The sequence below is a fragment of the Sphingomonas donggukensis genome (assembly GCF_023674425.1).
GTDB lineage: Bacteria > Pseudomonadota > Alphaproteobacteria > Sphingomonadales > Sphingomonadaceae > Sphingomonas > Sphingomonas donggukensis.
Genome location: NZ_CP098401.1, coordinates 884,078 through 909,590, shown reverse-complemented (window position 1 = coordinate 909,590; position 25,513 = coordinate 884,078). Strand labels below are relative to the sequence as shown.

Here is a 25,513-nt window from a genome sequence, read left to right as displayed (position 1 = left end):
CTCACGTCAGCACCGTCTCGAGGTACCACCAGCCGGGATAGGCCGCGCCGATCGCGTGCGCACCGGCGGCGCGCGTCGCGGCGTCGGCGAACAGCGCGAAACAGGTCGCCCCCGATCCCGACATGCGAACGAGCGTCGTGCCGGCGAGCTGGTCGAGCGCATCGATGACTTCGCCGATGACCGGGGCGACGGATTTGGCCGGCACGGCGAGGTCGTTGCGCCCCTCCCGCGCGATCGTCGCGGCGTCGCCAGTCGGCAGAGGACCGCGGTCGATGCCGTCCCAGGCCGCGAACACATCGCGGGTCGACACCGCCACGCCCGGATTGACCAGCAGTACCGGCGTGCCGGCGAAACCATCGAGCGCGCTCAGCCGATCGCCGCGGCCGTCGCCGATGGCGGTAACCCCGGCGAGGCAGGCCGGGACGTCGGCACCCAGCGCCGAAGCAACCGCAGTCAGGCGCGCTTCGTCCGCGCCTGTCCTTGCGATGCGGGCACAGGCACGCAGCATCGCCGCGGCATCCGCCGATCCCCCGCCGATCCCGGACGCCACCGGCAGGCGCTTGTCGAGCGTCACTGCCAGCGGGGGCAGCGACGCCACCGACTCCGCAAAGGCGCGGCGCGCGCGCAGCACCAGATTGTCGCCCTCATGCATCAGGCCGCCGGCGAACGGGCCGGTCAGCGTGAAGCTCTCGGCCTCGGCAAGCGCGACAGTCAGCACATCGCCGTCGGCGACGAAGGCAAACAGCGTCTCCAAATCGTGATAGCCGTCCTCCCGCCGCCGCCGGACGTGAAGCGCAAGGTTCAACTTGGCGGGGGCAGCCTCCACGATCATCGTCAGCGCACCGGGCCGGTCGCGAGCTTGCCGGTCAGGCGCGCGCTGTCGTCGGCATCGGCATAGACCGCCGCCGCGCGCCAGGCATAGCGCGCCTCATACCGCCGCCCGATCGACCAATAGGCGTCGCCGAGATGTTCCTGGATATCGGTGTCGGCGGGCGCGGCGCGGGCGGCGCGTTCGAGCAGCGGCACACCCTTCGCGATATCGCCGGTGCGGACATAGGCCCAGCCGAGCGAATCGGTGATGTTGGCATCCTCCGGGTCCAGCCGGGATGCACGCTCCAGCAGCGCACGGGCCGCGGCGAGGTTCTCGCCACGCTCGATCTGCGCATAGCCGAGGTAGTTGAGCGCCACCGGCTCGTGCGGGGCGAGATCGACCGCGCGGCTCAGCATCGTCCGCGCTTCGTCCCACCGGCCCGCCTCGTCCAGCGCGCCGCCGCGCTGGAGGAACAGGGTCCAGTCCGGGGCAGCCGAGGCTCGCTCGATCGCGGTGGCATAGGCGGCGGCGGCCTCGTCAAATCGCCGCGCGGCCAGCAGCAGGTCGCCGAGCCGCTGAGCATCAGTCGCGCCGGCACCGGGCGCCGCCGCCAGCGTGCGTGCGGCGGCGAGAGCGTCGCCGCTTCGGCCCGCGCGATTGAGCACCGATATGCGCAGCGATACCGCGTCGTCGGCACTCGCCCCGGCGCGGTCGACCGCGTCGAGGACGGCGATGGCACGCGCCGGCGCGCCGTCGAGCGACAATGCGTTGGCGAGCGCCAGCCGGGCGCGGTCGTCGCGTGGGTCGATCTCCAGCGCGGCGCGCGCGAGCACAATCGCCAGCGACCGCGCCTCGCCATCGGCGATGTCGCCGGCCAGCCGGTCGTAGAGGCGGGCAATCCCGAAAGCGGCGTCGGGCTTTGCCGGCGACAGCCGGTCACGCGCACCGGCGAGGGTGCGATCGGTGCCTGCGAGCAGCGCGCGTGCCTCGGCCTTCCCCTGCCCGGCCAGCAATCGCGCGGCGGCGAGGCGGAAATCGACGCTCCCTGCGCTCGCGACCAGCAGAGAGCGGACCAGCGCCAGCCCGGCATCGATGCGACCGCCGGCGATCAGCAGCAGCGCGCGATTTTCGTCGTTGAACCGACGGGACAGCGGATTGCCGCCCTCTGCCACCAGGCCCGCCGCCGGGTCGGCATCGCCGCGACCGAAGGCGATCCAGGCGGTGAGCGCCGGCGCCAGGAAATCGAGCGTACCGGTCGCAAGCCTCGCGATCGCGGCATCGGCGGCGTCCCAGCGCCGCGCCTTCACCGCATCGGCAACCGCGATCAGCGCGGTGTCGGCCGGCGCGACCCCCGCCGCCACCAGCACCGCCGCTGACGCCCGCGCCAGCCGCATGTCACCGACCGCCAGCGCCTCGCGGTAGGCGCGCGCCGCCACGACCGCGTTGGCCGGATCGGCGGCGAGCGCCCGCGCATAGCCTGCCGCCGCGACGTCGGCGCGGCCATCCGCCCCCGCCGCGCGTGCCTTCACATACGCCGACAGCGGCGTGCCGACGTCGGCCAGCGCCGGTCCCGCAGTGAGGACGCCGGCGAGCGCCAGCGCGGCGCTACATGTTCGGGTAATTCGGTCCACCGCCACCCTCGGGCACCACCCAGTTGATGTTCTGCGTCGGATCCTTGATGTCGCAGGTCTTGCAATGGACGCAGTTCTGCGCGTTGATGACGAACTTCGGGTCGCCGGTCTCTTCGCCCACGATCTCGTACACGCCCGCCGGGCAATATCGCTGCGCCGGTTCGTCGAACATCGGCAAATCGTAGGCGACCGGAATGTCTGGATCGCGGAGCGTCAGGTGGACCGGCTGGTCCTCCTCGTGATTGGTGTTCGAGAGGAACACCGAAGACAGGCGGTCGAAGGTCAGCTTGCCGTCGGGTTTCGGATAGGCAATCGGCTGGACCATGTCCTTGCGCCACAGGCTTTCGTGGTCGGGCTTGTGGTGGAGGGTAAAGGGCAGTTTCAGCCCCCAGCTTTCCAGCCACATCGTCGCCCCGGCGAGGCCCGAGCCCACCATGTCGCCGAATTTCTTGACCAGCGGCACGACGTTGCGGACCACCGACAGTTCCTTGTGGACCCAGCTCGCCTCGAACGCCTCAGGATAGGCGGCAAGCTCGTCCTGCGCGCGGCCTGCCTGAACCGCGGCGAAGGCGGCATCGGCGGCCATCATCCCCGATTTCATCGCGGTGTGCGTGCCCTTGATCCGCGGCACGTTCAGGAAACCGGCGCTGTCGCCGATCAGCGCGGCGCCGGGAAAGGCGAGCTTCGGGATCGACTGCAACCCGCCGTCGCTGATCGCGCGGGCGCCGTAGGACACGCGCTTGCCGCCTTCCAGAATCTCGGCGATCGCAGGATGGGTCTTCCACCGCTGCATCTCCTGAAACGGCGAGAGATAGGGGTTGGTGTAGTTGAGCCACGTAACGAAGCCCAAGGCGACCTGACCGTTGGCCTGATGATACAGAAACCCGCCGCCGTTCGAGCCCGCGGTTTCGCTGAGCGGCCAGCCTTGCGTATGGATCACGCGGCCGGGGACATGCTTGTCGGGCGCGATGTCCCACAATTCCTTCACGCCCAGGCCGTACACCTGTGGGTCGCTGTCCTTCGCGAGGTCGAAGGTACGGATCATCTCCTTGGTCAGGTGGCCGCGCACGCCCTCTGCGAAGAAGGTATATTTGGCGTGGAGTTCGAGGCCCGGCTGATAATCGGGCTTATGCGTGCCGTCGCGGGCAACGCCCATGTCGCCGGTCGCGACGCCCTTCACCGCGCCGTTTTCGTCGAACAGCACCTCGGCGGCGGCGAAGCCGGGGAAGATCTCGACGCCCAGACCCTCGGCCTGCTCCGCCAGCCAGCGGCACAGATTGCCGAGGCTGCCGGTGTACGTCCCCTTGTTGTGCATGAAGCCCGGTGTCACGAAATGCGGGACTGCCGATTTCTTCGTCTTCGAAAGCAGCCAGTGCTGGTTGTCGGTGACGGGCACTTGCGCCAGAGGACAGCCCTGGTCGCGCCACTCTGGCAGCAGCTCGTCGAGCGCCTTCGGATCGATCACCGCGCCCGACAGGATATGGGCGCCGACCTCCGACCCCTTTTCCAGCACGCACACGCCGATCTCGGCGCCGGCGTCGTTCGCCAGCTGCTTCAGCCGGATCGCCGCCGACAGCCCCGCCGGCCCCGCGCCGACGATGACCACGTCATAAGGCATGGATTCGCGCTCGGACATTCACCGTCTCCCAAGGGCGGCAACCGTCTGTCGTCGCGCCGCCGCACCAACTCATCCCTTCAGCGGTTCGGGCAGATTGACGGCTGCGTCAAGGCGGGAGCTTAGTCGCCGGGCTATGGGGGCAGACCAACACACCGACTGGACCGCGCTGGCGGCGAGCACGCTGGAATGGTGGCGCGACGCCGGCGTCGACACGCTGGTGGAGGATGCGCCGCGCGACTGGCTGGCGCGGGCGGTGCCGATGGCCGCAACGCCGATCGCCGATGCCGTAGCGGAAGTGGCTGCGCCCGCCCTGCCCGACACGCTCGACGCCTTTGTCGCGTGGCGGCTGGGCGACGCGGCGCCCGAGGCCGGGCGCGGTGCCGTCATCGGACCGGAAGGCGACGTGTCGTCGGGCGTCATGGTGATCGTCGATTTTCCCGAGGGCGAAACGCTGCTGGACGGCGCAGCGGGGCGGCTGTTCGACCGGATGCTCGCCGCGATCGGGCGCGACCGTGCGTCGATCTATCTCGCATCCCTCACCACCGCGCGCCCGCTGACCGCGCGGATCGCGCCCGAGGCCGAGGCGCTGCTGGCGCCGCTGATCTACCATCATGTCGCGTTGGCGACACCGCGCATCCTGCTGACACTCGGCGCGGCGGCGAGCCGTGCGATGATCGGGACGGATGCCCATGAGGGGCAAGGAAATTTGCGGGCCGTTAACCTAAACGGGGCCAGTGTTCCCGTGGTCGCGAGCTACCATCCCCGTGCGCTGATCGAGCGCCCGGCGATGAAGGCAGCGGCCTGGAAGGATCTGCAATTGCTGATGGGGGGATTGCGCTGATGCGCTCCGCGTTCGTGCTCGCTTTGCTAGCCACTGCCGTGCCGGTGGCGGCCCATGCCGCAGACGGGGCGGCTCCGCCGACCGCCGCAACTCCTGCCACCGCCGACCCGGACCAGCGTTTCCCGACCAGTTCCGCCGCGCCGCGTGGTGACGGCATCCCCGACCAGCTCGATGGCGACCAGCGCGCGGCCTACCGTGGCGTCTTCGCCAGCATCCGGGCCGGCAATTGGACCGATGCGCAGTTGCAGCTCGATGCGATGAAGCCGGGGCCGCTCCACGCCCTCGCCCGTGCCGAGATGTTCACGGCCAAGGGCTCACCCAAGGTCGCGCTGGAGCCGCTGATGGCGGTGCTGACCGAGGCACCCGAACTGCCGCAGGCGGCGCAACTGGCCAAGCTCGCCAAGTCGCGCGGTGCCGAGATGCTGCCGAGTCTGCCCGCCGAACAGCGGCTGATCTGGTATGATGGCGCTCCCAACCGCCAGCGCGCCGCCGCGATCAAGAGCGACGCCGCCTCGGCGGACCTAGCCGTGCTGATGCAGCCGCTCATCAAGGATGACCGCGGTGCCGAGGCCGAGGCGCTGGTCGAGAGCAAGGCCGCTCTGCTGACGCCCGAGGCGCTGGTCGAATGGCGTCAGCGGGTCGCGTGGATCCATTATGTCGACGGGAACGACGCCTCGGCGCGCCGGGTAGCGGCGCTGGCGCAGGCCGGCAGTGGCGAATGGGCGGCGCAGGCCGATTGGGTCGCGGGCCTCTCGGCCTGGCGTGCCAAGGATTATGCAGGCGCAGGCGCATCCTTCGCCAGCGTCGCGCGCCGTGCGTCCGACGCCGACCTGCGCGCCGCGGGGCTCTACTGGGCGTCTCGCGCCGACATGGCGTCGGGCCGTCCCGATCTCGTGCAGGCGCGGTTGCAGAATGCCGCGCAATTCCCCGAGACCTTCTACGGCCAGCTTGCGCGTCAGCAGCTGGGGGTGACCACGCCGATCACGGCGGCGGGCGAAAAGACCGTGGCCGACGACTGGCGCGATCTGGCGCGCCGCCCCAACGTCCGCGTCGCCGCCGCGCTCGTCGAGATCGGCGAGACCGATCTGGCCGACGAGGTTCTCCGCCAGCAGGCGAAGATCGGCGACCGCAGCGAATTTCCGGCACTGACCCGCCTCGCCGGTCGGCTCGACCTGCCGGCGACGCAGCTGTGGCTGTCGCACAATTGCCCGCAAGGGGCGGCACCGACGATGGCATCGCGCTACCCGACGCCGAACTGGACGCCCGACGGCGGCTGGCGCGTCGACAAGGCGCTGGTGTACGCCCACACGCTCCAGGAATCGCGCTTCCGCATCGGCGTCGTCAGCCCGGCGGGCGCCTACGGCCTGATGCAGATCATGCCGGCCGCGGCGACCGACATCGCGCGCCAGCGCGGGCTGTCCGCGATCGACCGCACCGCGCTCACGCGCCCGTCCACCAACATCGAGGTCGGGCAAAGCTATCTCGAGAAGCTGCGCGATCAGCCGGCGACGGGCGGGCTGCTGCCGAAGGTTATCGCCGCCTACAATGCCGGGCCGCTGCCGGTCAGCGTGTGGAACGCCCGCGCCCGCGACGGCGGCGATCCGCTGCTGTATATCGAGAGCATTCCCTATTGGGAGACGCGCGGATACGTGATGACGGTGCTGCGCAACTACTGGATGTACGAAGGCCAGGCCGGCAAGGCATCGACCAGCCGCGCGGCGCTGTCGCAGGGGTTGTGGCCGAAATTCCCGGGGATGACCGGCGCCGGCGCGGTGCGGATGACGGTGTCCGGCATCGCCAACGCCATCACCCGCGCGAACTGACGAGCATGCCGATCGATGAGAGCATCGCGTTCCGCGCGGTGCGCATCGCGGTGCTGACCGTGTCGGACACGCGCGGCGCCGCCGACGATCGGTCGGGTGACACGCTGGTCGAGCGGCTGACCGCGGCGGGCCACGAACTCGCCGACCGCGCGATCCTGCGCGACGACACCGACGCGATCGTCGAACAGCTTGCCACATGGATCGACGATCCCGCGGTCGACTGCGTCATTACCACCGGCGGCACCGGCGTGACGGGCCGCGACGTGACGCCCGAGGCGCTGGAGGCGGTCGCCGACAAGATGATCCCCGGCTTCGGCGAGCTCTTCCGCTGGCTCAGCTACGCGACGATCGGCACCTCGACGATACAGTCGCGCGCCGCCGCCTGCGTCGCGCGCGGCACCTATATCTTCGCGCTGCCCGGATCGACCGGCGCGGTGAAGGACGCGTGGGACGGCATCCTCGCCAGCCAGCTCGACATCCGCCACCGCCCCTGCAATTTCGTCGAGCTGATGCCGCGCCTGACCGAACGATGAGCTATTTCTTTGCGGGTGCCGGCGCCGCCTTGCCCGCCGCCGCGCGCTTCTCGGTCAGGAACTTGTCGAGCTCGCTGTCCATCACCTGATACCAGTCGACCCAGTCGGCGAAATTCGCTTGTGTCAGCTTCCCGACCGAGGTCACGTCCATCGACATCGCCAGGTCGCCGTCGGTGTCGATCCGCAGCTTAAGAAACCGCTTGGCCGCGTTCCACTCGTTGACCAGCGCCAGCGTGTAGAGCGGATCCTTCTTGTACCAGGCGTAGAACTGGAACGACGGGCACGCCTTCGCCTTCTCGCACCCGTAGAATTCGATTGTGAACGGCGATCCGTTCGCCGCGCTGTTGATATAGGGCTCGCCCTTGTCGTTGGTCTTCAGCTCGGCCTTGAACCCCGCGGTCTTCATCGCTTCGGTCAGCGTCGCCGGGTCGGTCGCGTCGAACAATTTGTCCTGCGCCAGCGCCGGTTGCGCGACCGCCGCCGCCATCGCCGCCATGCCCGCAATCACCGCCCTCACCACCGTTCGCATCGCGCTTCCCCCCGAATGTTTGCAGGAGTTTGCCGCGCAATCCTGTCGCCGTCGACGGAAATCTCGCGATCAATCGTTCTTGCTGTGTTCTCGTCGTCCCATTACAATGCGGCGATGGCAACCGCCAAGCCCCGAGCCGTCCGCGGCGCGACCGAAAATCGCGAGAGCACGCGCTTCAACCTCCCCGAGCGCGCGGTCGATGGCGACTGGCTGGACGAGCGCGCGGCGCTGGACGAAGTGCCGCCACCGCTGCGCACCACGGTGACGGTCGAACAGCCGCGCACGATCATCGCGCGCAACCAGTCGCCCGACGTACCCTTCGACCGCTCGATTAATCCGTACCGCGGCTGCGAGCACGGCTGCATCTACTGTTTCGCGCGACCGAGCCACGCCTTCCACGACCTGTCGCCAGGGCTGGATTTCGAGACGAGGCTGTTCGCCAAGCCGAGCGCGCCCGACCTGCTGCGCGCCGAACTCGCGAAGCCGGGATATGTCTGCAAGCCGATCGCGTTCGGCACCAACACCGACCCCTATCAACCGATCGAGAGCGACTGGCGGATCACGCGGGCGTGTATCGAGGTGCTGGCCGAACACGACCACCCGATCACCATCACCACCAAGTCGGACCGCGTGACGCGCGACATCGATCTGCTCGCGCCGATGGCCGCCAGGGGACTGGCCGCCGTCATGGTATCGGTGACATCGCTCGACCCCCGCGTCGCGATGACGGTCGAACCGCGCGCGCCGACGCCTGAGCGGCGGCTGGCCGCGATCCGCAAGCTGGCCGATGCGGGCATCCCTGTGCACCTGTCGATATCGCCCGTCATCCCCGCGATCACCGACCACGAACTCGAACATCTGATCGAGCGCGGTGCGGAGGCCGGCGCCTATGCCGCATCCTTCATCCCGGTGCGCCTGCCGTGGGAAGTCGCCCCGCTGTTCGAGGCGTGGCTCGACACGCATTTCCCGGATCGCAAGGCCAAGGTGATGGCAACGATTGCGTCCCTGCGCGACGGCAAGCGCAACGACCCCAATTTCTTCACGCGCATGAAAGGCAGCGGCCCCTGGGCCGACCTACTCCGCACCCGCTTCCACATCGCCTGCCGCAAGCACGGTCTGAACGGCGAACGGCAGGTACTTCGGACCGATCTGTTCAGGGCACCAAGGGGGCTGCAGGGGGAATTGTTTTAGGCGGCATCATGTATTCGACGGTCGAGCGCAGACGATCGATGGTGGTTGCGGAGGACAGTTTCTTAAGCGTGGCCAAGGAAATACTTTGTGTTGAAGGAAGGGCGCTTTCTTCAACGACGTAGAATTCCCATTGTTCGGGATCGCGGTGATCGCAGTCCTTGTCCGATAGCGGATGCCAACCAAATACAAAAATCTCCGCATTTCGCCAAATGTGCGCGGTCCACGTCGAAGCCACCCAAGATCCGGTCTTTTGCTTGATCGAGAATCGGGGTGAAGACTTGCTGAAGCCATCCCTATGCCATGTCTGAAGGGCGGCAGACTGCTTAACCTGCATACGCAGGCCAGATTCTACGTGCCGTAGATCCGATGCTCCCCAGTCATCGCCGCAGGATACCCATTCCGGCTCAAGCGCGATGGCCACCATTTCCTCAACGAGTTCACCGCGGAGATCGTTGCGAATTAGAGGTTTGTCATACAGGCGCTTGTATAGTCGCGCGACCAACTCAGCCTGCTTCGTCATCGCGCGTGCCTAAGCCGCTCAAGCCCGGCTCTTCATCAACGGCTGAATGCGCGTCCCAAAATTCTCCACCCCCTCCAGGAAATCGTCGAACGTCAGCAGGACGCCGCCGGTGTTCGGCACCTCGGCCATCTCGTCGAGCATCCGCGCGACGCTTTCGTAGCTGCCGACCAGCGTGCCCATGTTGATGTTCACCGCGCCTTCCGGAGCGGCGAGCTGGCGGACGTTGGTAGTGGCGTTGACCTTGTCGGCGGCGCCCTGGTTGGCGAGCCACGCGATCGCCTCATGGTCGACGCCGTCGTTGTACGATTTCCACTTGGCGTGAGCCTCTTCGTCGGTTTCGGCGGCGATGATCATGACCAGAACGAAGACGCTGACGTCGCGCCCGGTCTTGGCGGTGGCGGCGGCCAGGCGTTCGTTGTTGAAGGCAAACGCGGTCGGGGTGTTCACGCCCTTCCCCAGACAGAAGGCGTAGTCCGCCCATTTGGCCGAGAAGGCGAGGCCCTCGTCCGACGAGCCCGCGCAGATGATCTTCATGTCGCCTTGTGGCTGCGGGCGGACGAGGCAGTCGTCCATCTGGTAATAGTCGCCCTTCAGGTCGCTACGCCCGGTTTCCCACAGGTCGCGCAGGATGTGGGCGTATTCGTCGAGCATCTTGTAGCGGTTGCGGAAATGCTCCTCACCCGGCCACATCCCCATCTGGCTGTATTCAGGCTTCTGCCAGCCGGTGATGAGGTTGAGGCCAAAGCGCCCGTGGCTGATCGAATCGATCGTGTTGCACATGCGCGCAGCAAAGGCGGGCGGGATGACGAGCGTCGGGCACGTCGCGTAGATCTTGATCTTTTCGGTCACCGCGGCGAGCCCGGCCATGAGCGTGAAGCTTTCGAGGCCATATTCCCAGAATTCGGTCTTACCCCCGAACCCGCGCAGCTTTATCATCGACAGCAGGAAGTCGAGGCCATGCTCCTCCGCCTTCTGCGCGATCGCCTTGTTCATGTCGAAGCTCGGCTTGTACTGCGGCGCGTTCTCCGAAATCAGCCAGCCGTTGTTGTTGATGGGAACGAAGACGCCGACTTGCATGGGGTTCAACTCCTGAGGAAATCGAGGACGATCGCGTTGAAGGTCACGGGATCGGTCACGTTGCAGGCGTGACCGCCCCACGGCATATGTTCCTGCGTGATGCGTGGATTCATCTCTCCAAGCGCTTGCGTACACATCCAGGGCACAAGCATGTCGTCGCCGGTAGAGAGGGCGAGGATCGACCCACGCAACGCGAGGATCTCCTTCGAAATGTCGAACGCAGCGAGCGCGGCAATCCGCTTCTCCATCGTCGCCACACCCGGAAACGCGGCGATCTGATGCGGGAGTTCGGCATCGAGTTCGGCGGTGTGGAAACTGATCCACTCGGCCGGGTAGAGGAAGATCGGCTGCGCGCGCAGGAACGCCTCGACGCCGGAATGGCGCAGCAGGTTCAGCCGGGCCTCGAAACAGCGCAGGAAATGCGGATCGGCCTTTGCCCAGCCGTTGACCACGACCAGCCGGTCGAGGCGCTCGGGCGCCTTTGCGGCCAGCGCGAGCCCAGCGACGCCACCCGCGGCGTGGCCGACGATGCTCGCCCTCTCCCAGCCGACGGCGCCCATCAGCGCGAGCATGTCGTCGGCGAAGTCATCGACCGAGACGGTATCGGGCAGCACGCGGTCGCTGCGTCCTGTTCCGCGGTGGTCGTACACCAGCACGCGGAAATGCTCGGCGAGCGCGGGCAGGTTCGGCATCCAATAGCTCGCTGACCCGCCGAGCCCCGACGAGAGGATCAGCGGCGGCGCATCCGCCGGCCCGTGCAGCTCGTAATAAAGGCCGGCGGCTTCAGCCAATGTGCGCGACCGAGGCGATCTCGACCAGGCAATCGGGCTTCACCAGATCGCATTTGATGCAGTAGCGCGCGGGCTTCGCGCCCGGGAAATACTCGGCATAGACCTGGTTGAAGGCGGCGTAATCGGCCAGGTCCTTCAAGAAGATGTGGTTCATCGCGACGTCGGCCATCGTCGCGCCGGCGGCCTCCAGCGTCGTCTTGATGACGTCTAGGACGTGGCGAGTCTGCGCCGCGGCGTCGCCGACGTGGAGGACGCTGCCGCCTTCTCCCAGCGCCAGCACGCCCGAGACGTAGACGGTGTTGCCCGCCTTCGCGCCCGCCGAATAGGGCGCGATCGGGGTGGGGAATTGCGGCGGGTTGATCGGTTCGAAGGGCATCGTCACTCCTTGGGAAGCTGGCCGAACGATCCGCAGAAATCTGCGGTCGTACTGACCCAGCCGAAGAACTTTTCGACGTTGTAGACGGTCGCGTCCTGCATCGCCGGGGGGCCGAGATGATGGGTGGCATCCTCCAGCATCACGCCGAAATATTCGAGGTGGAAGCCGTCGCGCAGCGTGCTTTCGACGCACACGTTGGTGGCGATGCCGACGAAGACGATGTTGCGGATGCCGCGGGCGCGCAGCGTGCTGTCGAGCTGCGAATTGAAGAAGGCCGAATAGCGAGTCTTGTGGAGCGTGATGTCGCCCGGCTGCGGCTTCAGCGCGTCGACCAGGTCGTAATCCCAGCCGCCGCGCGCGAGCAGCTGCCCGGCGAGTTCGGGGCGGCGGCGCATCGTCTTCAGCGCGTTCGATTTGTGCCAGTTGGGAGAGCCGGGGCCGCCCGCCTCCAGATAGTCCGCGTCCCAGCCGTTCTGGAGGTAGATTACCTGCACCCCGGCCTGCCGGGCTGTGTCGAGCACCGTCGCGATCTTGCCGATTGTGCCCGCCGCGCCCGAAATGTCGAAGCCGGCGAGGTCGACATACCCGCCGGGCGACGCATAGGCGTTCTGCATGTCGATGACGACGACCGCGGTTTCCTCAGGGCGAAGGCGCAGTGCCTCGGGCCGCGCGGGCAGGGTCACCCCCGCCTCCCCTGCCGTTCCGGTCGCGATCGTTTCCATGAGCCTCCGGTCGAGTAAACGACCATGCTGCCCCGGTGGGCTGGGCAACGCAAGGGGGTGCAGCCCCTTGGCGGAGGCGTCGCACCTGCTCAGGCTGCGGCCAGGCGGAAGTCCTTGTATTGCTGGCGGATCGCAGTCTTCAGCAGCTTGCCGGTCGCGGTGTGGGGGAGTTCATCGACGAACAGGATCTCGTCGGGCAACCACCATTTCGCGACGTGGTGCGTCAGGTGCTGGACGATCTCGTCTGGCGTCACCGCGCTGCCCGGCTTGCGCACCACCAGCAGGATCGGGCGCTCGTCCCATTTCGGGTGATACACGCCTATCGCCGCGGCCTCCGCCACGCCGGCACAGCCGACCGCGGCGTTTTCCAGTTCGACCGAACTGATCCACTCGCCGCCCGACTTGATGACGTCCTTGGCCCGATCGGTGATCTGCATCGTGCCGTCGGGGTGGAGCGCGGCGACGTCGCCGGTGTCGAACCATCCCTCCGCATCGGTCGCGTCGGCGTCGGCCTTGAAATAGCGTTTCACGACCCACGGGCCCCGGATCTGGAGCCGGCCAGAGGCGACGCCGTCGCGCGGCAGGACGGCGTCGGCGTCATCGACGATGCGCAGTTCCACTCCGAACGGTACGCGGCCCTGCTTCACGGTCACATCGACGCGCTCGTCGAAACTCAAATCGTCCCAGTCGGGGCTGGGCGCGCCCATCGTCCCGATCGGGGAGGTTTCGGTCATGCCCCAGGCGTGGTTGACGCGGACGCCCATCCGCATGATCCGCTCGATCATCGCGCGCGGAGCGGCCGATCCGCCGATGGTAACGACGCGAAGGTGCTTCGGCGCATCGCCGGTCGCGTCCATGTGCTGGAACATGCCGAGCCACACGGTCGGCACGCCGGCGGAGTGGGTCACCTTTTCCCGGTTCATCAGGTCGCACAGCACAGCGGGTTCGTTGACCGCGGAATAGACGATCTTCACGCCCGCCGCGGCACCGGCGAAGGGCAACCCCCAGGCGGCGGCGTGGAACATCGGCACGATCGCCATGACGACCGCGGTAGAATCGAGATCGAACACCGCGGGCTGCAATTCCGCCATCGCGTGGATCATCGTCGAACGGTGGGTGTAGAGCACCCCCTTCGGATTACCGGTCGTGCCGCTGGTGTAGCAGAGCATGCACGGCTCACGCTCCGGTCCCTCGACCCAAGCGTAATCGCCGTCCTCGGCGTCCAGCAGCGCGTCGAACGCGCCGTCGTCGAAGCAGACGAAATGCTCGATCGTGGTCCACTGCGGGCGCATCCGTTCGACGATCGACGCGAAGGCGGCGTCGTAGAACAGCACGCGGTCCTCGGCATGGTTGGCGATGAAGGCGAGTTGTTCGTCGAACAGCCGCGGGTTGATGGTGTGGATCACCCCGCCCATGCCGATCGCGCCATACCACGCGATCAGGTGCGCGACGTGGTTCATGCCGAGGGTGGCGATGCGGTCGCCCGGCTTCATCCCCATGCGCTCGAGCGCCTGCGCCAGCCGCCGCGCGTCGCGATGGACGCCGCCCCAGTCGGTCCGCGTCTCACGCCCGTCGGCCCATCTGGTCACGATCTCGCGCGTGGCATGCTCGCGGGCGGCGTGGTCGATCAGCCGCGGCACGCGCAGCTCCATGTCCTGCATCGTGCTCGGCGTCGCTTCTAGCATTTCCGGCATCACCCACTCCTATCCGGCGAGCGCCAGCCTCTCTTCCTGGGCCTTGAGCGCGCAATCGCGGATACCGTGCAAATTCTCGATGGCGACGGCAAGCTCGGAGTCGAGGCGGAAGTCGCGGCCGAGCAAAACCTCGGCCTCGCCGCCGTCGAACGCGGCGCGAATCCGCACCTCCCCGCGCCCGCCGCGGTGTTTGTGAAGAAGCGTTGCCAGCGCCGCGACGCTCGCGGAATCGTCGATAGAGGCGGTCAGCATCATGCGGGTCGTCGTCGCCAGTCCTTCGAGCGGCACGATTCGGCGAACGGTTACGCGCGCGGTATCCTCGCCGGAACGGCGATCGAGCTCGACCGTCAACAGCCCGCAGCCGCCTTCCTTCGACGCCTCCTCCAGCAGCGCCGCGACGTCGTCGTCGAAGCAGGTCGCCTGGACCTGACCCGACTGATCGCTCAGCGTCATCATCATGTACCGCTTGCCGCGCGCGGAGGTGCGCCAGCGCGCATCCTCGACCAGCGCGGCGACCATCGCGCCCGATCGTGCTCCCTCGGCCACCGGCACTTCGGGCAGAGTTGCGATCGAGCGTGCGCCCTGGCCGCGGGCAAGATGCGCGTAGCGATCGAGCGGGTGGCCGGAGAAGAAGAACCCGAACGCCTCCTTCTCCGCCTCGATCCGCTGCATCAGCGACCAGCGCGCGGTCTTCGGCAACTGGATAGCGGTGCGACCGGGCTCGGCCTCTCCGAAAAGGCCGCCCTGCCCGCTTACGCGGCTTTCCTGGGTGCGCGCGGCGACCGCGAGCAGGGTTTCGGCGGCGGCGAAGACCCCGGCGCGGTTGTGGTCGATCGAATCGAACGCGCCGGCGGCGGCCAGCGTCTCGACCTGGCGCTTGTTCACAACGCGCGGGTCGATGCGGCGTGCCATGTCGTCGAGTGACGTAAAGCCGCCGTTCGCCTCACGCTCGGCGACGACCTGCTCCATCGCGCGTTCGCCGACGCCCTTCAGCGCGCCGAGACCGTAGCGGACGGCGAAATCGTCGCCGGCGGTTTCGACCGAGAATTCGGCTTCACTGGCGTTCATGTCGGGCGGCAGGCACTGGACGCCCAGCCGTTTCATGTCGTCGACAAAGATCGCGAGCTTGTCGGTCTGGTGGATGTCGAAGCACATCGAGGCGGCGAAGAACTCGTGCGGGAAATGCGCCTTCAGCCAGGCGGTCTGGTAGGCGAGCAGCGCATAGGCGGCGGCGTGCGATTTGTTGAAGCCGTAGCCGGCAAACTTGTCGATCAAATCGAACAGGCTGTTCGCCTGCACCGCGCCGATGCCGTTGACGCTCGCGCAACCCTCGACGAAGCCGGCGCGCTGGGCGTCCATCTCCGCCTTGATCTTCTTGCCCATCGCGCGCCGCAGCATGTCGGCTCCGCCAAGTGAGTAGCCGGCCAGCACCTGCGCGGCCTGCATCACCTGTTCCTGGTAAACGAAGATGCCGTAGGTTTCGGCCAGGATCGGCTCCAGCAGCGCGTGCGGATAGACGATATCCTCGCGTCCGTTCTTGCGCGCGCCGAAGCTCGGAATGTTGTCCATCGGCCCGGGCCGGTAGAGCGAAACGAGCGCGATGATGTCGCCGAAATTCGACGGACGGACGGCACTCAGGGTGCGGCGCATGCCCTCCGATTCCAGCTGGAACACGCCGACCGTATCGCCGCGCTGGAGCAGTTCGTACACCGCCGGATCGTCCCAGCGCAGCGTATCGAGATCGATGTCGATGCCCCGCGCGGCGAGCATGTCGACCGCCTTCTTCAAAACGCTCAGCGTCTTGAGGCCGAGGAAGTCGAACTTCACCAGGCCCGCGTACTCGACATATTTCATGTCGAACTGGGTGACCGGCATGTCCGATCGCGGATCGCGATACAGCGGCACCAGTTCGGCGAGCGGTCGGTCGCCGATCACGACGCCCGCCGCGTGGGTCGAGGAATGGCGGGGCAACCCCTCCAGCTTCATCGCCAGGTCGAGCAGGTGGCGGACGTCGCTGTGGTTCTTGTACTCGGCGGCCAGCTCCGACACGCCGTTCAGCGCGCGGGTCAGCGTCCACGGATCGGTCGGGTGGTTGGGGATCAGCCCGGCGAGGCGGTTGATCTGGCCGTAGCCCATCTGGAGCACGCGCCCGGTATCCTTCAGCACCGCGCGCGCCTTCATCGTGCCGAAGGTGATGATCTGCGCGACCTTGTCGCTGCCGTAGCGTTCCTGGACGTAGCGGATGACTTCGCCGCGGCGGGTTTCGCAGAAATCGATGTCGAAATCGGGCATCGACACGCGTTCGGGGTTGAGGAAGCGTTCGAACAGCAACCCCAGCTTGAGCGGGTCGAGATCGGTGATCTTGAGCGCCCAGGCGACCGCAGAGCCCGCGCCCGATCCGCGCCCCGGACCGACCGGGATGTCATGATCCTTGGCCCAGGTGATGAAGTCGGCGACGATCAGGAAATAGCCCGGAAAGCCCATCTGGATGATAACGTCGAGCTCGAATTCCAGGCGGGTGCGGTAGGTCTCGATCGCGGCGTCGTCGGCGATGCCCGCCTTGTCGAGCCGTGCGGCGAGACCGACGCGCGCTTGGTCGCGCAGCATCGCGGCTTCGCCCGCGATATCGCCGGCCAGGCTCGGCAGGATCGGCTTGCGCTTGGGCGCCGCAACCGCGCAGCGCTGGGCGACGACCAGGGTATTGGTCAGCGCTTCGGGCAGATCCTCGAACAGGCGGCGCATCTCGGTCGCCGGCTTCATCCATGCGTCGGGCGAGCTGCGCGGGCGGTCGTCGCTGGTGACGTAGGTCGAATTGGCGATGCAAAGCATCGCGTCGTGCGCTTCGTGAAAACCGCCTTCGGAGAAGCAGCACGGGTTGGTCGCGATCAGCGGCAGATCGCGAGCGTAGGCGAGGTCGATCAGCTTCGCCTCGGCCCGGCCCTCGATGGCGTCGAGGCGGCGGGTAATCTCGACGTAGAGCCGCTCGGGGAACAACGCCTGCAACCGGTCGGCATAGGCCGCCGCCGCCTCGACCTGATCGTCGGCGAGCAGGCGAGCGAGCGCCCCCTCCCCGCCCGCGGTCAGCGCGAGCAGGCCATCGGTGTGGCCGGCGAGCGTCTCCAGCGTGACGTGCGCGTCCTCCTCAGGCGGTCGCCCGAGATGCGCCATCGACACCAGCGCGCAGAGATTGTCGTAGCCGGTGGTGTCCTGCGCATAGAGCGCCAACCAGTCGATCGGCGCGGATACGCCATCCGGCACCGGGCGCTTGACCGCCAGCAGCGTGCCGATCACCGGTTGCACGCCCGCGTCCTTGCACGCATCGCCGAACGCCATCGCTGCGTAGAGCCCGTTGCGATCGGTCAGCGCGACCGCGGGAAATCCGAGTTCCTTCGCGCGCTTCGCGATCGCCTTCGGATCGATCGCGCCCTCCAGCATGGTGTAGGACGAGAAGACACGAAGCGGGACGAAAGCGGAGTGCGACACTGCGCCAAGCTAGGCGCTATCGCGCGGATTCGGAAGGGCGGGCGGATCGCTTATCCACAGGTCAAAGCAGCTTTTCGATGTCGCTTTCGATATCCGCAGGCTTTGTGGTCGGGGCGTAGCGCCCGACGACGGCGCCGGCGCGATCGACCAGGAACTTCGTGAAATTCCACTTGATCGATTCGGACCCGAGCAGCCCCGGCGCGGCCTTTTTCAGGTGGCGGAACAGCGGTGCGGCGGCGTCGCCGTTGACGTCGACCTTCGCGAACACCGGGAAAGTGACGTCATAGGTCAGCGAACAGAAATTCGCGATCTCCGCCGCGTCGCCCGGCTCCTGCGCCCCGAACTGGTTGCAGGGAAAGCCCAACACCTCGAACCCGCGAGCGCCGTATTTCCGATGCAGCGCCTCCAGACCCTCATACTGCGGCGTAAACCCGCATTTCGACGCGGTGTTGACGATGAGGAGAACCTTGCCGGCGTAAGCGGACAGATCGACTTCGGTGCCGTCGGCGGCGGTAACGGGGATCGCGGTGAGGTCGGTCATTCCAGCACTCCCTCATGCAGACGTACCACGCGGTCCATTCGCGCGGCGAGGCGTTCGTTGTGGGTGGCGACGAGGGCGGCGGAGCCCTGGTGGCGGACGAGGCGGAGGAATTCGGCGAAGACGATGTCGGCGGTCGCCTCGTCCAGATTGCCGGTGGGTTCGTCGGCCAGCACCAATGCGGGCGTGTTGGCGAGCGCGCGGGCGACGGCGACGCGCTGTTGTTCGCCGCCGGACAACTGGCTCGGGCGATGACCGAGCCGCTGGCCGAGGCCGAGCGCCGTCAGCAGCGAGTTGGCGCGGTCGAGCGCGTCCTCCCGCGTGGCGCCGAGGATCAACTGCGGCAGGATCACATTCTCCGCCGCGGTGAAATCGGGGAGCAGGTGGTGGAACTGATAGACGAACCCCAGCTGGTCGCGGCGCGTCGCGGTGCGCCCGGCGCTATCGAGCTTCGCGGCCTCGGTTCCCTGGATACGGATCGAGCCGTCGAACCCACCCTCGAGCAGGCCGACCGCCTGGAGCAGGGTCGACTTGCCCGAGCCCGACGGGCCGAGCAGCGCGACGATCTCTCCAGCGCCGACCGTCAGGTCGATGCCGCGCAGGACGTCAATGGTTACGTCGCCCTGGGTGAAGCTGCGCTTCAGACCGGTGGTCTGGAGGACGGGCACGCCGTCGGACGCGGCGAAGCCGCGCCGCCCGATCTCGCCTTCGGCTTCGATATCAGTCATAGCGCAGCACCTGAACCGGATCGGTGTTCGCCGCCTTGAACGCCGGATACAGCGTCGCGAGGAAGCTGAACGCGAACGCCATCGCGGCGATGCCGGCGACCTCCAGCGGGTCGGTCTTGGCGGGCAGCTCGGTCAGGAAACGCATCGACGGATCCCAGATCTGCTGCCCGGTTACGTAGCCGAGGCCGCTCACCACCCCCTGCCGGAAATACAGCAGGACGAAGCCGAGGATCAGCCCCGCGCCGATGCCGACCGCGCCGATCGCGGTGCCGACGGTCATGAAGATGCGCATCAGCCCGCCGCGCGTCGCGCCCATCGTGCGCAGGATCGCGATGTCGCGGGTCTTCGCGCGGACCAGCATGATGAGCGACGACAGGATGTTGAACACCGACACCATGATGAGGATCGAGAGCACGGTGAAGGTGACGAGACGGTCGACCGACAAAGCCTCGAACAATTGCGCGTTCATCTGGCGCCAGTCGGTCACCTGCCCGCGCTCCCCCACCTTGCGAGCGAGCGGGGCGGCGACCAGCTCGACGCGGTCGGGATCGTCGGTGTCGAGTTCGATCATTCCGACCGAATCACCCATCAACAACAGCGTCTGGGCGTCCTCCATTGGCATCACTACGAACGCCTTGTCGTAGTCGTACACGCCGACTTCGAAGATCGCGCCGACGGTGTAGCTGACGATCCGCGGCACGGTGCCGAAGGGCGACGCCGGCCCCTGCGGACTGATGAGCGAAATCTCGCTGCCCTCGGTCGCGCCGAGCGCCTGGGCAAGGCGTGAGCCGATCGCGATGCGTCCGCTGTAAGGCTTCAGCGAGGCGAGCGACCCGACGACGACATTGCTGTTGAGCGTCGTATTCGCGCGGATATCGGCAACGCGCATGCCGCGCACCAGCACCGCCTCGACCCGACCGTTGTAGCCGGCCATCAGCGGCTGTTCGATCAACGGCGTCGCGGACACGACGCCGGGGGTCGCGCGGGCCTGCTCGACGACGGTGCGCCAGTCGCGCAGCTGCCCGCCATAGCCTTGCACCACGACATGGCCGTTCAGCCCGACGATCTTGTCGAAGAGTTCGGCGCGGAACCCGTTCATCACGCTCATCACCACGACGAGCGCGGCGACCCCGAGCATGACCGCGACCAGGCTGATCCCCGCGACCAGCGCGATGAACGCCTCCCCCCGACCGGGCAACAGATAGCGGCGGGCGATCATCCGCTCGTAACGCGACAATAGCATGAGTGGGCTGTAGGCAGCGCCAGAACACCCGGCAAGCGCCGTGTTGCACGAATCCCACAACCGCGGCCCAATCGTCGCAAGAGTGTCGCAAGACCCGTGACAACTTAAGGGTGCTGGCCTAACGCCAAGCTACTGAAACGCAGGCAATGGCCGTGGTTCGGGGAGGCCTTTCGGCCCCGTTCATCTGGGAGGGTGAACGTGTGGGCCGGGGTCGAAATCAAAGGGGGCTGACGAGTCACATCGTCACGCAGGCGGCCGGGTCGGAAACGATCCGGCCGTTTTCGTTCGGGCGAAGGAAATCTCAGATTTCCGATGCGCAAAGCGCATCGCCCGAACCGGCCGGCGGGTCGGCGGAAAGCCGAACCCGGCCGACGGCTTTGCCGGCGGCGTTATTGGAAATACCCGCTCGCCCTCACGCCATTTATGGAAGCGCGAACCTGCACCCCCGTTCGCACTGAGCTTGTCGAAGTGCTGCCCCTTTCTTCGTGACCCAAGCGCGTGGCACGAAGAAGTACAGCACTTCGACAAGCTCGGTGCGAACGGATGGACTCACTCACGCCGCCGGCAAAGCCGTCGGCCGGGTTCGGCCTGTCGCCGACCCGCCGGCCGGTCCCGTTTCCGCGCTGCGCGCTACGGCGCTCCCGCGCCTGAAACGCGACGCGACGCCGGAGCTTCCACACTACGGCGCCGCGTCCTGCCCCCCGCTCATCACACTGGCATCAGAAGGATTTCGCCAGCGTGAACCCGTATGTCCTCGGATCGCCCGGTTGGCCGACGATCAGCCCGGTCGGTCCGCTCTGCGTGGAAAGCAACTCGAAATACTGCTTGTCGAAGACGTTCCTGACCCACGCGAACGCATTGAGCCCGCGCGCGGTGTCGCGGTAGCCGGCGCGGACGTTCGACAGCGCATAGCCGTCGATGTCGGTGTAGAGCGAACGCGACGGGTTCGACGAGAATTTCGACCGGTAGCTGCCGTCATAGCCGAGGTAGAACTCCCCCGCCCCACCGAGCGCCCGCGCGGGCAGGTTCACCTCGCCCCCGAACGACAGCGACCAGCGAGAGATGCCCGGCAGCCACTGGCCGGAGATGTCGCACACCAGCGGGCTCAATCCCGGTGTGCCCGCCGGCGCCGGGGTCGCCCCGTTCAGCGCCGGATTGCCGCCGGACAATTCGGGCGGGCACGGCGCGTTGACGAATTTCACATAGGTCGCGTCGGTGTAGGCGCCGCTGGAATAGAGGCGCAGCCGGGCGCTCGGGCGATAACTGGCGTCCCATTCGAACCCGCGCGAGCGGACCTTGCCGGCGTTGGCGAGGTAGCCGCGGATGACGGTCAGCTGGCCGTTGTTCACGGTCGCCTGGTAATCGTCGATATCGGTCCAGAACCCGGCGAGGTTGAGCGTTACGCGGCGGTCGAGGAACTGCATCTTCGCCCCCACCTCATAATGGTTCACGCGCTCCGGCTTCACCGTCTGGGTCGTGAGGTCGACCCCGGTGTTGGCAGCATTCAGCGGCAGGCCCGACAGGTTGATGCCGCCCGATTTGAACGTCCTCGCGTAGGTTGCGTACAGGTGGATGTCAGGCTGAACATCGTAGGACAGGGTGACGTCGCCCGAGACGTTCCAGTCACTGAATTCGGGCGCATAGCTTTGCGGGGCGAGCACGCCCAGCTGGTCGGCGCTCAGCGTCGTGCTGCCCGCGCCATTGGTGACGACGGCCACATAAGACCCGCTCTTGCGATCATAGTTCAGGCGCAGGCCGGGATTCAGGCGCAGGCCGGGCGCGATCTGCCAGTTGAGCTTTCCGAACACGGCGAAGCTGGTGTTGTCGAAGCTGATCGTATTGCGACTGGTCAGGCCGTTCAGCACCGCCGGGTTGCACGCCGCCGTCGTCGCGGTCGCGCAGCCGCTGGAACCGGGGGCGACATTACCCGGATTGAGCAGGTAGCGGCTGGCGGCGGCGCCCTGCACCTGCGACCCCTGCGTGTCGATCGTCTGGTGGAACAGGAAAATGCCGGCGGTGTAGTCGAGCGTGTTGCTGCCGTTCGAGGCGATGCGGAGTTCCTGCGACACCTGTTTCTGCTGCGACGGGTTCTGCGACACGGTGGTGATCGACAGGCCGATGAAGTCGCGGTCGTTGGCGGGCAGCCAGTCCCAGTAGCGCCACGCCGTCACCGATGTCAGCGTCGCCGGCCCGACATCCCAGTTGGCGGTCAGCGAGGCGCCGCCGATTTCCTGACGCGAATTCAGCTCGGCATCGAGATCGGTCACGCGGTCGAACGGATCGAAGCTGGGCGGCGTATAGCCGAACGCAGCCGCCAGCGCCGCGTACTGCCGGTTGAGCGGGCGCTGGGTCGCACCGACGCGGGCGTAGAATTGCACGCAGCATTTCGGGTTCTGGAGATTGAAGTCGCCGGTCAGCTGCAGCTCAAGTGCGTCGCTTGCCTTCCACAGCAACTGCCCACGGACGCTATAATTCTCCAGCCGGTGGAGGTCGTCACCGGTGCGGACGTTCAGCACCGTACCCTTACGACTGGACAGCGAGGTCGACAGCCGTACCGCCAGCCTGTCGGTTGCGATCGGGGCGGAGGCCGATGCCTTCAGCTGGAGATAGTCGTAGTTGCCGACGCTTACCTCCCCGCGGAATTCGGGGGTGAAGCTGGGCTTGCGGGTCGAGATGTTGATCGCACCGGCGGTCGTATTCTTGCCGTAGAGCGTACCCTGCGGCCCGCGCAGTACCTCGACCCGCTCGACATCGACGAAATCGAACGTCGAGGCGCCGACCCGGCCTACATAAACTCCGTCGAGGTAGAAGCCGACGCCCTGTTCGATGCCGTCGTTGGTCAGCCCAAACGGCGCGCCGAGGCCGCGGATGTTGATCGCGGTGTTGCGCGGATTGCTCGAATAGAATTGCAGCGCGGGCTGGAGTTGCTGGAGGCGGTTGACGTTGAACGCGCCTGCCTGCGTCAGCGCCTCGCCACCGATCACCGAAATCGCGATCGGCACGTCCTGCGCGCTTTCCTCACGCCGGCGCGCGGTGACGAGGATGTCGCCGTCGGTCGCCCGCGTCTCAGGTGGCGTCGCGGGCGCGGGCGGAGGCGCGGGCGTCGTGGATTGCAGCAGGATCGCAAGCGGCAGCATCGGCGACATGTCAGCCTCCCTGAAGACCCGGCGATAATCCTACCATCTGGCTGGGATATGGGAGGAAGAAGCACTTACACCGCGCAAAGCCGCGCTTTCCGACGCGCGATTTCAATGGCTTGCCCAACCGCCCGACGCCGAAGCGTTGCGAATTCGCGGTCGCGCGGGGACGCGCAGGCAATGACGCGGTTTATCCGGCGTCGGCGTTGTCGGCGCGATCCCTCCCCTGCTATCGAACCCGGCATGACAGCTGCCCGCCCCGGTGACACCCGCTTGCACGACTTGTTCCACCAGATGGACGAGGGGTTCTGCATCATCCAGTTCATCGACAGCGACCACGGCCCGCTGAGCGATTACGTCCATATCGAGGCCAACGCAGCCTATGCCCTGAACGCCGGTATCCCCAACGTCGTCGGACAGAAAGTGCGCGAGATGGTGCCCGACGAGGCCGATTCGTGGGTGGCGCGCTACGGCGCGGTGATGCGTACCGGGGAGTCGATCCGGTTCGAGCAGGAGCTGGTCGCGACCGGGCGGTATCTCGAGCTGTCGGCATTCCGCGTCGGTGCGCCCGAAGACCGGCAGGTAGCGGTACTGTTCAAGGACATCACTGCGCGGCGCAAGGCCGAGGCCGCGCTGAACGACCTGAACGCTACGCTGGAGCGGCGCGTCGCAGTCGCCCTGGCCGAACGGCGTACACTGGCCGAGATCGTCGAGGGCACCAACGCCTTCGTCCAGGTCGCCGACCTCGATTATCGCTGGATCGCGATCAACCGCGCGGCATCGGACGAATTCGAGCGGCTGTTCGGCGTGCGCCCGTCGGTCGGCGCGTCGATGCTCGACCTGCTGCACGACCAGCCCGAGAATCGCGCCAAGGTTCACGCGGTGTGGTCGCGCGCGGTGGCTGGCGAGGAATTCGTCGAGGTCGGCGATTTCGTCGATATCGATGGCGGGCGCACGGCGTACGAGATGCGCTTCGGCGTCTTGCGCGATCCGGACGGCAGGCAGATCGGCGCCTATCAGTTCGTCTATGACGTGACCGAGCGGCTGCGCGAGCAGGAACGGTTGAAGGAAACCGAGGAGGCGCTGCGCCAGGCGCAGAAGATGGAGGCCGTCGGCCAGCTGACCGGTGGTCTGGCGCACGACTTCAACAATCTGCTGGCCGGGATTTCGGGCGCTTTCGAGATGATCGGCATGCGCCTGAAACAGGGTCGCACCGGCGACGTCGAACGCTATCTGGCAGCAGGGCAAGGCGCCGCCCGCCGCGCCGCCGCGCTCACCCACCGCCTGCTCGCCTTTTCGCGCCGGCAGACACTGTCGCCCAAGCCGATCGTCATCAACCGGCTGATGACCGAGCTGATCGAGCTGGTGCAGCGCACCGTCGGCCCGTCGATCCGGGTCGAAACCGCCGCCGCCAGCGGATTGTGGCCGACGCTGGTCGATGCCAACCAGCTGGAAAACGCGATCCTGAACCTGTGCATCAACGCGCGCGACGCGATGCCCGGCGGCGGGCACATCACGATCGAGACCGGCAACAAGTGGCTCGACCAGCGCACCGCGCAGGATCACGGGCTGGAGGCCGGTCAATATGTGACCATCTGCGTCAGCGACACAGGCACCGGCATCGACAAGGAGACGCTGGGCCGCGTGTTCGACCCGTTCTTCACGACCAAGCCGATGGGCGAGGGCACGGGCCTTGGCCTGTCGATGGTCTATGGCTTCGCCCGCCAGAGCAATGGCCACGTCCGCATCTATTCGGAGGTCGGCCAGGGCACGATGGTGTGCCTGTACCTGCCGCGCCATCTGGGCGAGGAAGCGGCCGAGGCGGACGCCGCGACGGCGATCGCGCTGTCCAGCGCCGGCGACGCGACCGTGCTGGTGATCGACGACGAACCGACCGTGCGCATGCTGGTCGTCGATGCGCTGACCGACCGCGGCTATGCCTGTATCGAGGCGGCGGACGGCGCGGCGGGGCTCAGGCTGCTGGAGACGCAGGGGCGGATCGACCTGCTCATCACCGACGTCGGCCTGCCCGGCGGGCTGAACGGGCGCCAGGTCGCCGACGCGGCACGCGCGATGCGGCCCGACCTGAGGGTGCTGTTCATCACCGGCTATGCCGAGAACGCCGTGCTGAATCACGGCCATATCGCGCCGGGGATGGAAGTGTTGACCAAGCCCTTCGCAGTCGACGACCTAGCGGGCCGGGTGGACCGGATTTTGCAGGGGTAGG

The 25,513-nt window shown here is 67.2% G+C and carries 20 protein-coding genes; 5 read left to right on the top strand and 15 right to left on the bottom strand.

The genetic code is table 11. From position 1 onward, the window contains the following. Window position 1 precedes the first annotated feature (1 nt). From M9980_RS04400 to M9980_RS04390, 3 genes are read right to left on the bottom strand one after another with little or no spacing between them, the layout of a single operon-like run. A complete protein-coding gene (locus tag M9980_RS04400; RefSeq protein WP_250753776.1) occupies window positions 2–832 on the bottom strand; it encodes a 4-(cytidine 5'-diphospho)-2-C-methyl-D-erythritol kinase in 831 nt (276 codons plus the stop codon). 2 nt (window positions 833–834) lie between these two features. Beyond that, on the bottom strand, window positions 835–2,442 hold the full coding sequence (locus M9980_RS04395) for a tetratricopeptide repeat protein (protein WP_250753773.1): 1,608 nt from the start codon (window positions 2,440–2,442) through the stop codon (window positions 835–837). Next, window positions 2,417–4,078, bottom strand: a complete 1,662-nt coding sequence (locus tag M9980_RS04390) for an electron transfer flavoprotein-ubiquinone oxidoreductase (RefSeq protein ID WP_250753770.1) — start codon at window positions 4,076–4,078, stop codon at window positions 2,417–2,419. The genes M9980_RS04395 and M9980_RS04390 overlap by 26 nt, the downstream gene beginning before the upstream one ends. Window positions 4,079–4,193: 115 nt before the next feature. On the opposite strand from M9980_RS04390, the gene M9980_RS04385 reads away from it, so the two are divergent. From M9980_RS04385 to moaB, 3 genes are read left to right on the top strand one after another with little or no spacing between them, the layout of a single operon-like run. Then, a complete protein-coding gene (locus M9980_RS04385) occupies window positions 4,194–4,901 on the top strand; it encodes a uracil-DNA glycosylase (protein WP_250753768.1) in 708 nt (235 codons plus the stop codon). Further along, window positions 4,901–6,724: a lytic transglycosylase domain-containing protein gene (locus tag M9980_RS04380; RefSeq protein WP_250753765.1), complete on the top strand. Its 1,824-nt coding sequence runs from the start codon at window positions 4,901–4,903 to the stop codon at window positions 6,722–6,724. The genes M9980_RS04385 and M9980_RS04380 overlap by 1 nt, the downstream gene beginning before the upstream one ends. Before the next feature lie 5 nt (window positions 6,725–6,729). Further along, window positions 6,730–7,257: a molybdenum cofactor biosynthesis protein B gene (moaB, locus tag M9980_RS04375; protein WP_250753762.1), complete on the top strand. Its 528-nt coding sequence runs from the start codon at window positions 6,730–6,732 to the stop codon at window positions 7,255–7,257. A gap of 1 nt (window position 7,258) precedes the next feature. Here the strand turns inward: moaB and M9980_RS04370 are convergent, their stop codons facing one another. Beyond that, window positions 7,259–7,774 carry a YbjN domain-containing protein gene (locus M9980_RS04370; RefSeq protein ID WP_250753759.1) on the bottom strand — a complete coding sequence of 172 codons (516 nt, stop codon included), beginning with the start codon at window positions 7,772–7,774 and terminating at the stop codon, window positions 7,259–7,261. A gap of 126 nt (window positions 7,775–7,900) precedes the next feature. On the opposite strand from M9980_RS04370, the gene M9980_RS04365 reads away from it, so the two are divergent. Continuing rightward, window positions 7,901–8,977 (top strand): PA0069 family radical SAM protein, encoded by a 1,077-nt coding sequence (locus M9980_RS04365; RefSeq protein ID WP_250753757.1) that lies wholly within the window; start codon window positions 7,901–7,903, stop codon window positions 8,975–8,977. Here the strand turns inward: M9980_RS04365 and M9980_RS04360 are convergent. The 11 genes from M9980_RS04360 to M9980_RS04310 form a co-directional block, all read right to left on the bottom strand. After that, window positions 8,940–9,497, bottom strand: coding sequence for a hypothetical protein (locus tag M9980_RS04360; protein ID WP_250753754.1), 558 nt, complete (start codon window positions 9,495–9,497; stop codon window positions 8,940–8,942). The two genes, M9980_RS04365 and M9980_RS04360, sit on opposite strands and share 38 nt — an antisense overlap. A gap of 18 nt (window positions 9,498–9,515) precedes the next feature. Beyond that, window positions 9,516–10,574 (bottom strand): pyrimidine utilization protein A, encoded by a 1,059-nt coding sequence (rutA, locus tag M9980_RS04355; protein WP_250753751.1) that lies wholly within the window; start codon window positions 10,572–10,574, stop codon window positions 9,516–9,518. Between the two features lie 5 nt (window positions 10,575–10,579). Next, window positions 10,580–11,365, bottom strand: a complete 786-nt coding sequence (rutD, locus tag M9980_RS04350) for a pyrimidine utilization protein D (protein ID WP_250753748.1) — start codon at window positions 11,363–11,365, stop codon at window positions 10,580–10,582. Then, entirely contained in the window at window positions 11,358–11,741 is a 384-nt protein-coding gene (rutC, locus tag M9980_RS04345; protein ID WP_250753746.1) for a pyrimidine utilization protein C, read from the bottom strand. Before rutC ends, rutD begins: the two co-directional genes overlap by 8 nt. 2 nt (window positions 11,742–11,743) lie before the next feature. Beyond that, the gene (rutB, locus tag M9980_RS04340; RefSeq protein WP_250753743.1) at window positions 11,744–12,463 is read right to left on the bottom strand and encodes a pyrimidine utilization protein B; all 720 of its coding nucleotides are present in this window, start codon (window positions 12,461–12,463) and stop codon (window positions 11,744–11,746) included. A gap of 89 nt (window positions 12,464–12,552) precedes the next feature. Then, entirely contained in the window at window positions 12,553–14,157 is a 1,605-nt protein-coding gene (locus tag M9980_RS04335; protein WP_422921384.1) for a long-chain fatty acid--CoA ligase, read from the bottom strand. Between the two features lie 9 nt (window positions 14,158–14,166). Then, a complete protein-coding gene (gene dnaE / locus M9980_RS04330; protein ID WP_250753741.1) occupies window positions 14,167–17,640 on the bottom strand; it encodes a DNA polymerase III subunit alpha in 3,474 nt (1,157 codons plus the stop codon). A gap of 61 nt (window positions 17,641–17,701) precedes the next feature. Continuing rightward, entirely contained in the window at window positions 17,702–18,181 is a 480-nt protein-coding gene (locus M9980_RS04325; protein ID WP_250753739.1) for a glutathione peroxidase, read from the bottom strand. Then, window positions 18,178–18,906 carry an ABC transporter ATP-binding protein gene (locus M9980_RS04320; protein WP_250753737.1) on the bottom strand — a complete coding sequence of 243 codons (729 nt, stop codon included), beginning with the start codon at window positions 18,904–18,906 and terminating at the stop codon, window positions 18,178–18,180. Before M9980_RS04320 ends, M9980_RS04325 begins: the two co-directional genes overlap by 4 nt. Then, entirely contained in the window at window positions 18,899–20,149 is a 1,251-nt protein-coding gene (locus tag M9980_RS04315; RefSeq protein WP_250753734.1) for a lipoprotein-releasing ABC transporter permease subunit, read from the bottom strand. Before M9980_RS04315 ends, M9980_RS04320 begins: the two co-directional genes overlap by 8 nt. 719 nt (window positions 20,150–20,868) lie before the next feature. Continuing rightward, on the bottom strand, window positions 20,869–23,295 hold the full coding sequence (locus M9980_RS04310) for a TonB-dependent receptor (RefSeq protein ID WP_250753731.1): 2,427 nt from the start codon (window positions 23,293–23,295) through the stop codon (window positions 20,869–20,871). A gap of 234 nt (window positions 23,296–23,529) precedes the next feature. Between M9980_RS04310 and M9980_RS04305 the strand changes: the two genes are divergently transcribed. Further along, entirely contained in the window at window positions 23,530–25,512 is a 1,983-nt protein-coding gene (locus M9980_RS04305; RefSeq protein ID WP_250753729.1) for a PAS domain-containing protein, read from the top strand. Window position 25,513: the final 1 nt, after the last annotated feature.

Excerpts from the sequence above, each read along its gene's own strand:
- M9980_RS04315 (WP_250753734.1), bottom strand. The coding sequence starts at position 20,149 with ATGCTATTGTCGCGTTACGAGCGGATGATCGCCCGCCGCTATCTGTTG.
- M9980_RS04390 (WP_250753770.1), bottom strand. The coding sequence starts at position 4,078 with ATGTCCGAGCGCGAATCCATGCCTTATGACGTGGTCATCGTCGGCGCG.
- M9980_RS04360 (WP_250753754.1), bottom strand. The coding sequence starts at position 9,497 with ATGACGAAGCAGGCTGAGTTGGTCGCGCGACTATACAAGCGCCTGTAT.
- rutC (WP_250753746.1), bottom strand. The coding sequence starts at position 11,741 with ATGCCCTTCGAACCGATCAACCCGCCGCAATTCCCCACCCCGATCGCG.
- M9980_RS04310 (WP_250753731.1), bottom strand. The coding sequence starts at position 23,295 with ATGTCGCCGATGCTGCCGCTTGCGATCCTGCTGCAATCCACGACGCCC.
- M9980_RS04385 (WP_250753768.1), top strand. The coding sequence starts at position 4,194 with ATGGGGGCAGACCAACACACCGACTGGACCGCGCTGGCGGCGAGCACG.
- rutA (WP_250753751.1), bottom strand. The coding sequence starts at position 10,574 with ATGCAAGTCGGCGTCTTCGTTCCCATCAACAACAACGGCTGGCTGATT.
- M9980_RS04400 (WP_250753776.1), bottom strand. The coding sequence starts at position 832 with ATGATCGTGGAGGCTGCCCCCGCCAAGTTGAACCTTGCGCTTCACGTC.
- M9980_RS04325 (WP_250753739.1), bottom strand. The coding sequence starts at position 18,181 with ATGACCGACCTCACCGCGATCCCCGTTACCGCCGCCGACGGCACCGAA.
- M9980_RS04365 (WP_250753757.1), top strand. The coding sequence starts at position 7,901 with ATGGCAACCGCCAAGCCCCGAGCCGTCCGCGGCGCGACCGAAAATCGC.
- M9980_RS04380 (WP_250753765.1), top strand. The coding sequence starts at position 4,901 with ATGCGCTCCGCGTTCGTGCTCGCTTTGCTAGCCACTGCCGTGCCGGTG.
- rutB (WP_250753743.1), bottom strand. The coding sequence starts at position 12,463 with ATGGAAACGATCGCGACCGGAACGGCAGGGGAGGCGGGGGTGACCCTG.
- M9980_RS04335 (WP_422921384.1), bottom strand. The coding sequence starts at position 14,157 with ATGCCGGAAATGCTAGAAGCGACGCCGAGCACGATGCAGGACATGGAG.
- M9980_RS04305 (WP_250753729.1), top strand. The coding sequence starts at position 23,530 with ATGACAGCTGCCCGCCCCGGTGACACCCGCTTGCACGACTTGTTCCAC.
- M9980_RS04320 (WP_250753737.1), bottom strand. The coding sequence starts at position 18,906 with ATGACTGATATCGAAGCCGAAGGCGAGATCGGGCGGCGCGGCTTCGCC.
- moaB (WP_250753762.1), top strand. The coding sequence starts at position 6,730 with ATGCCGATCGATGAGAGCATCGCGTTCCGCGCGGTGCGCATCGCGGTG.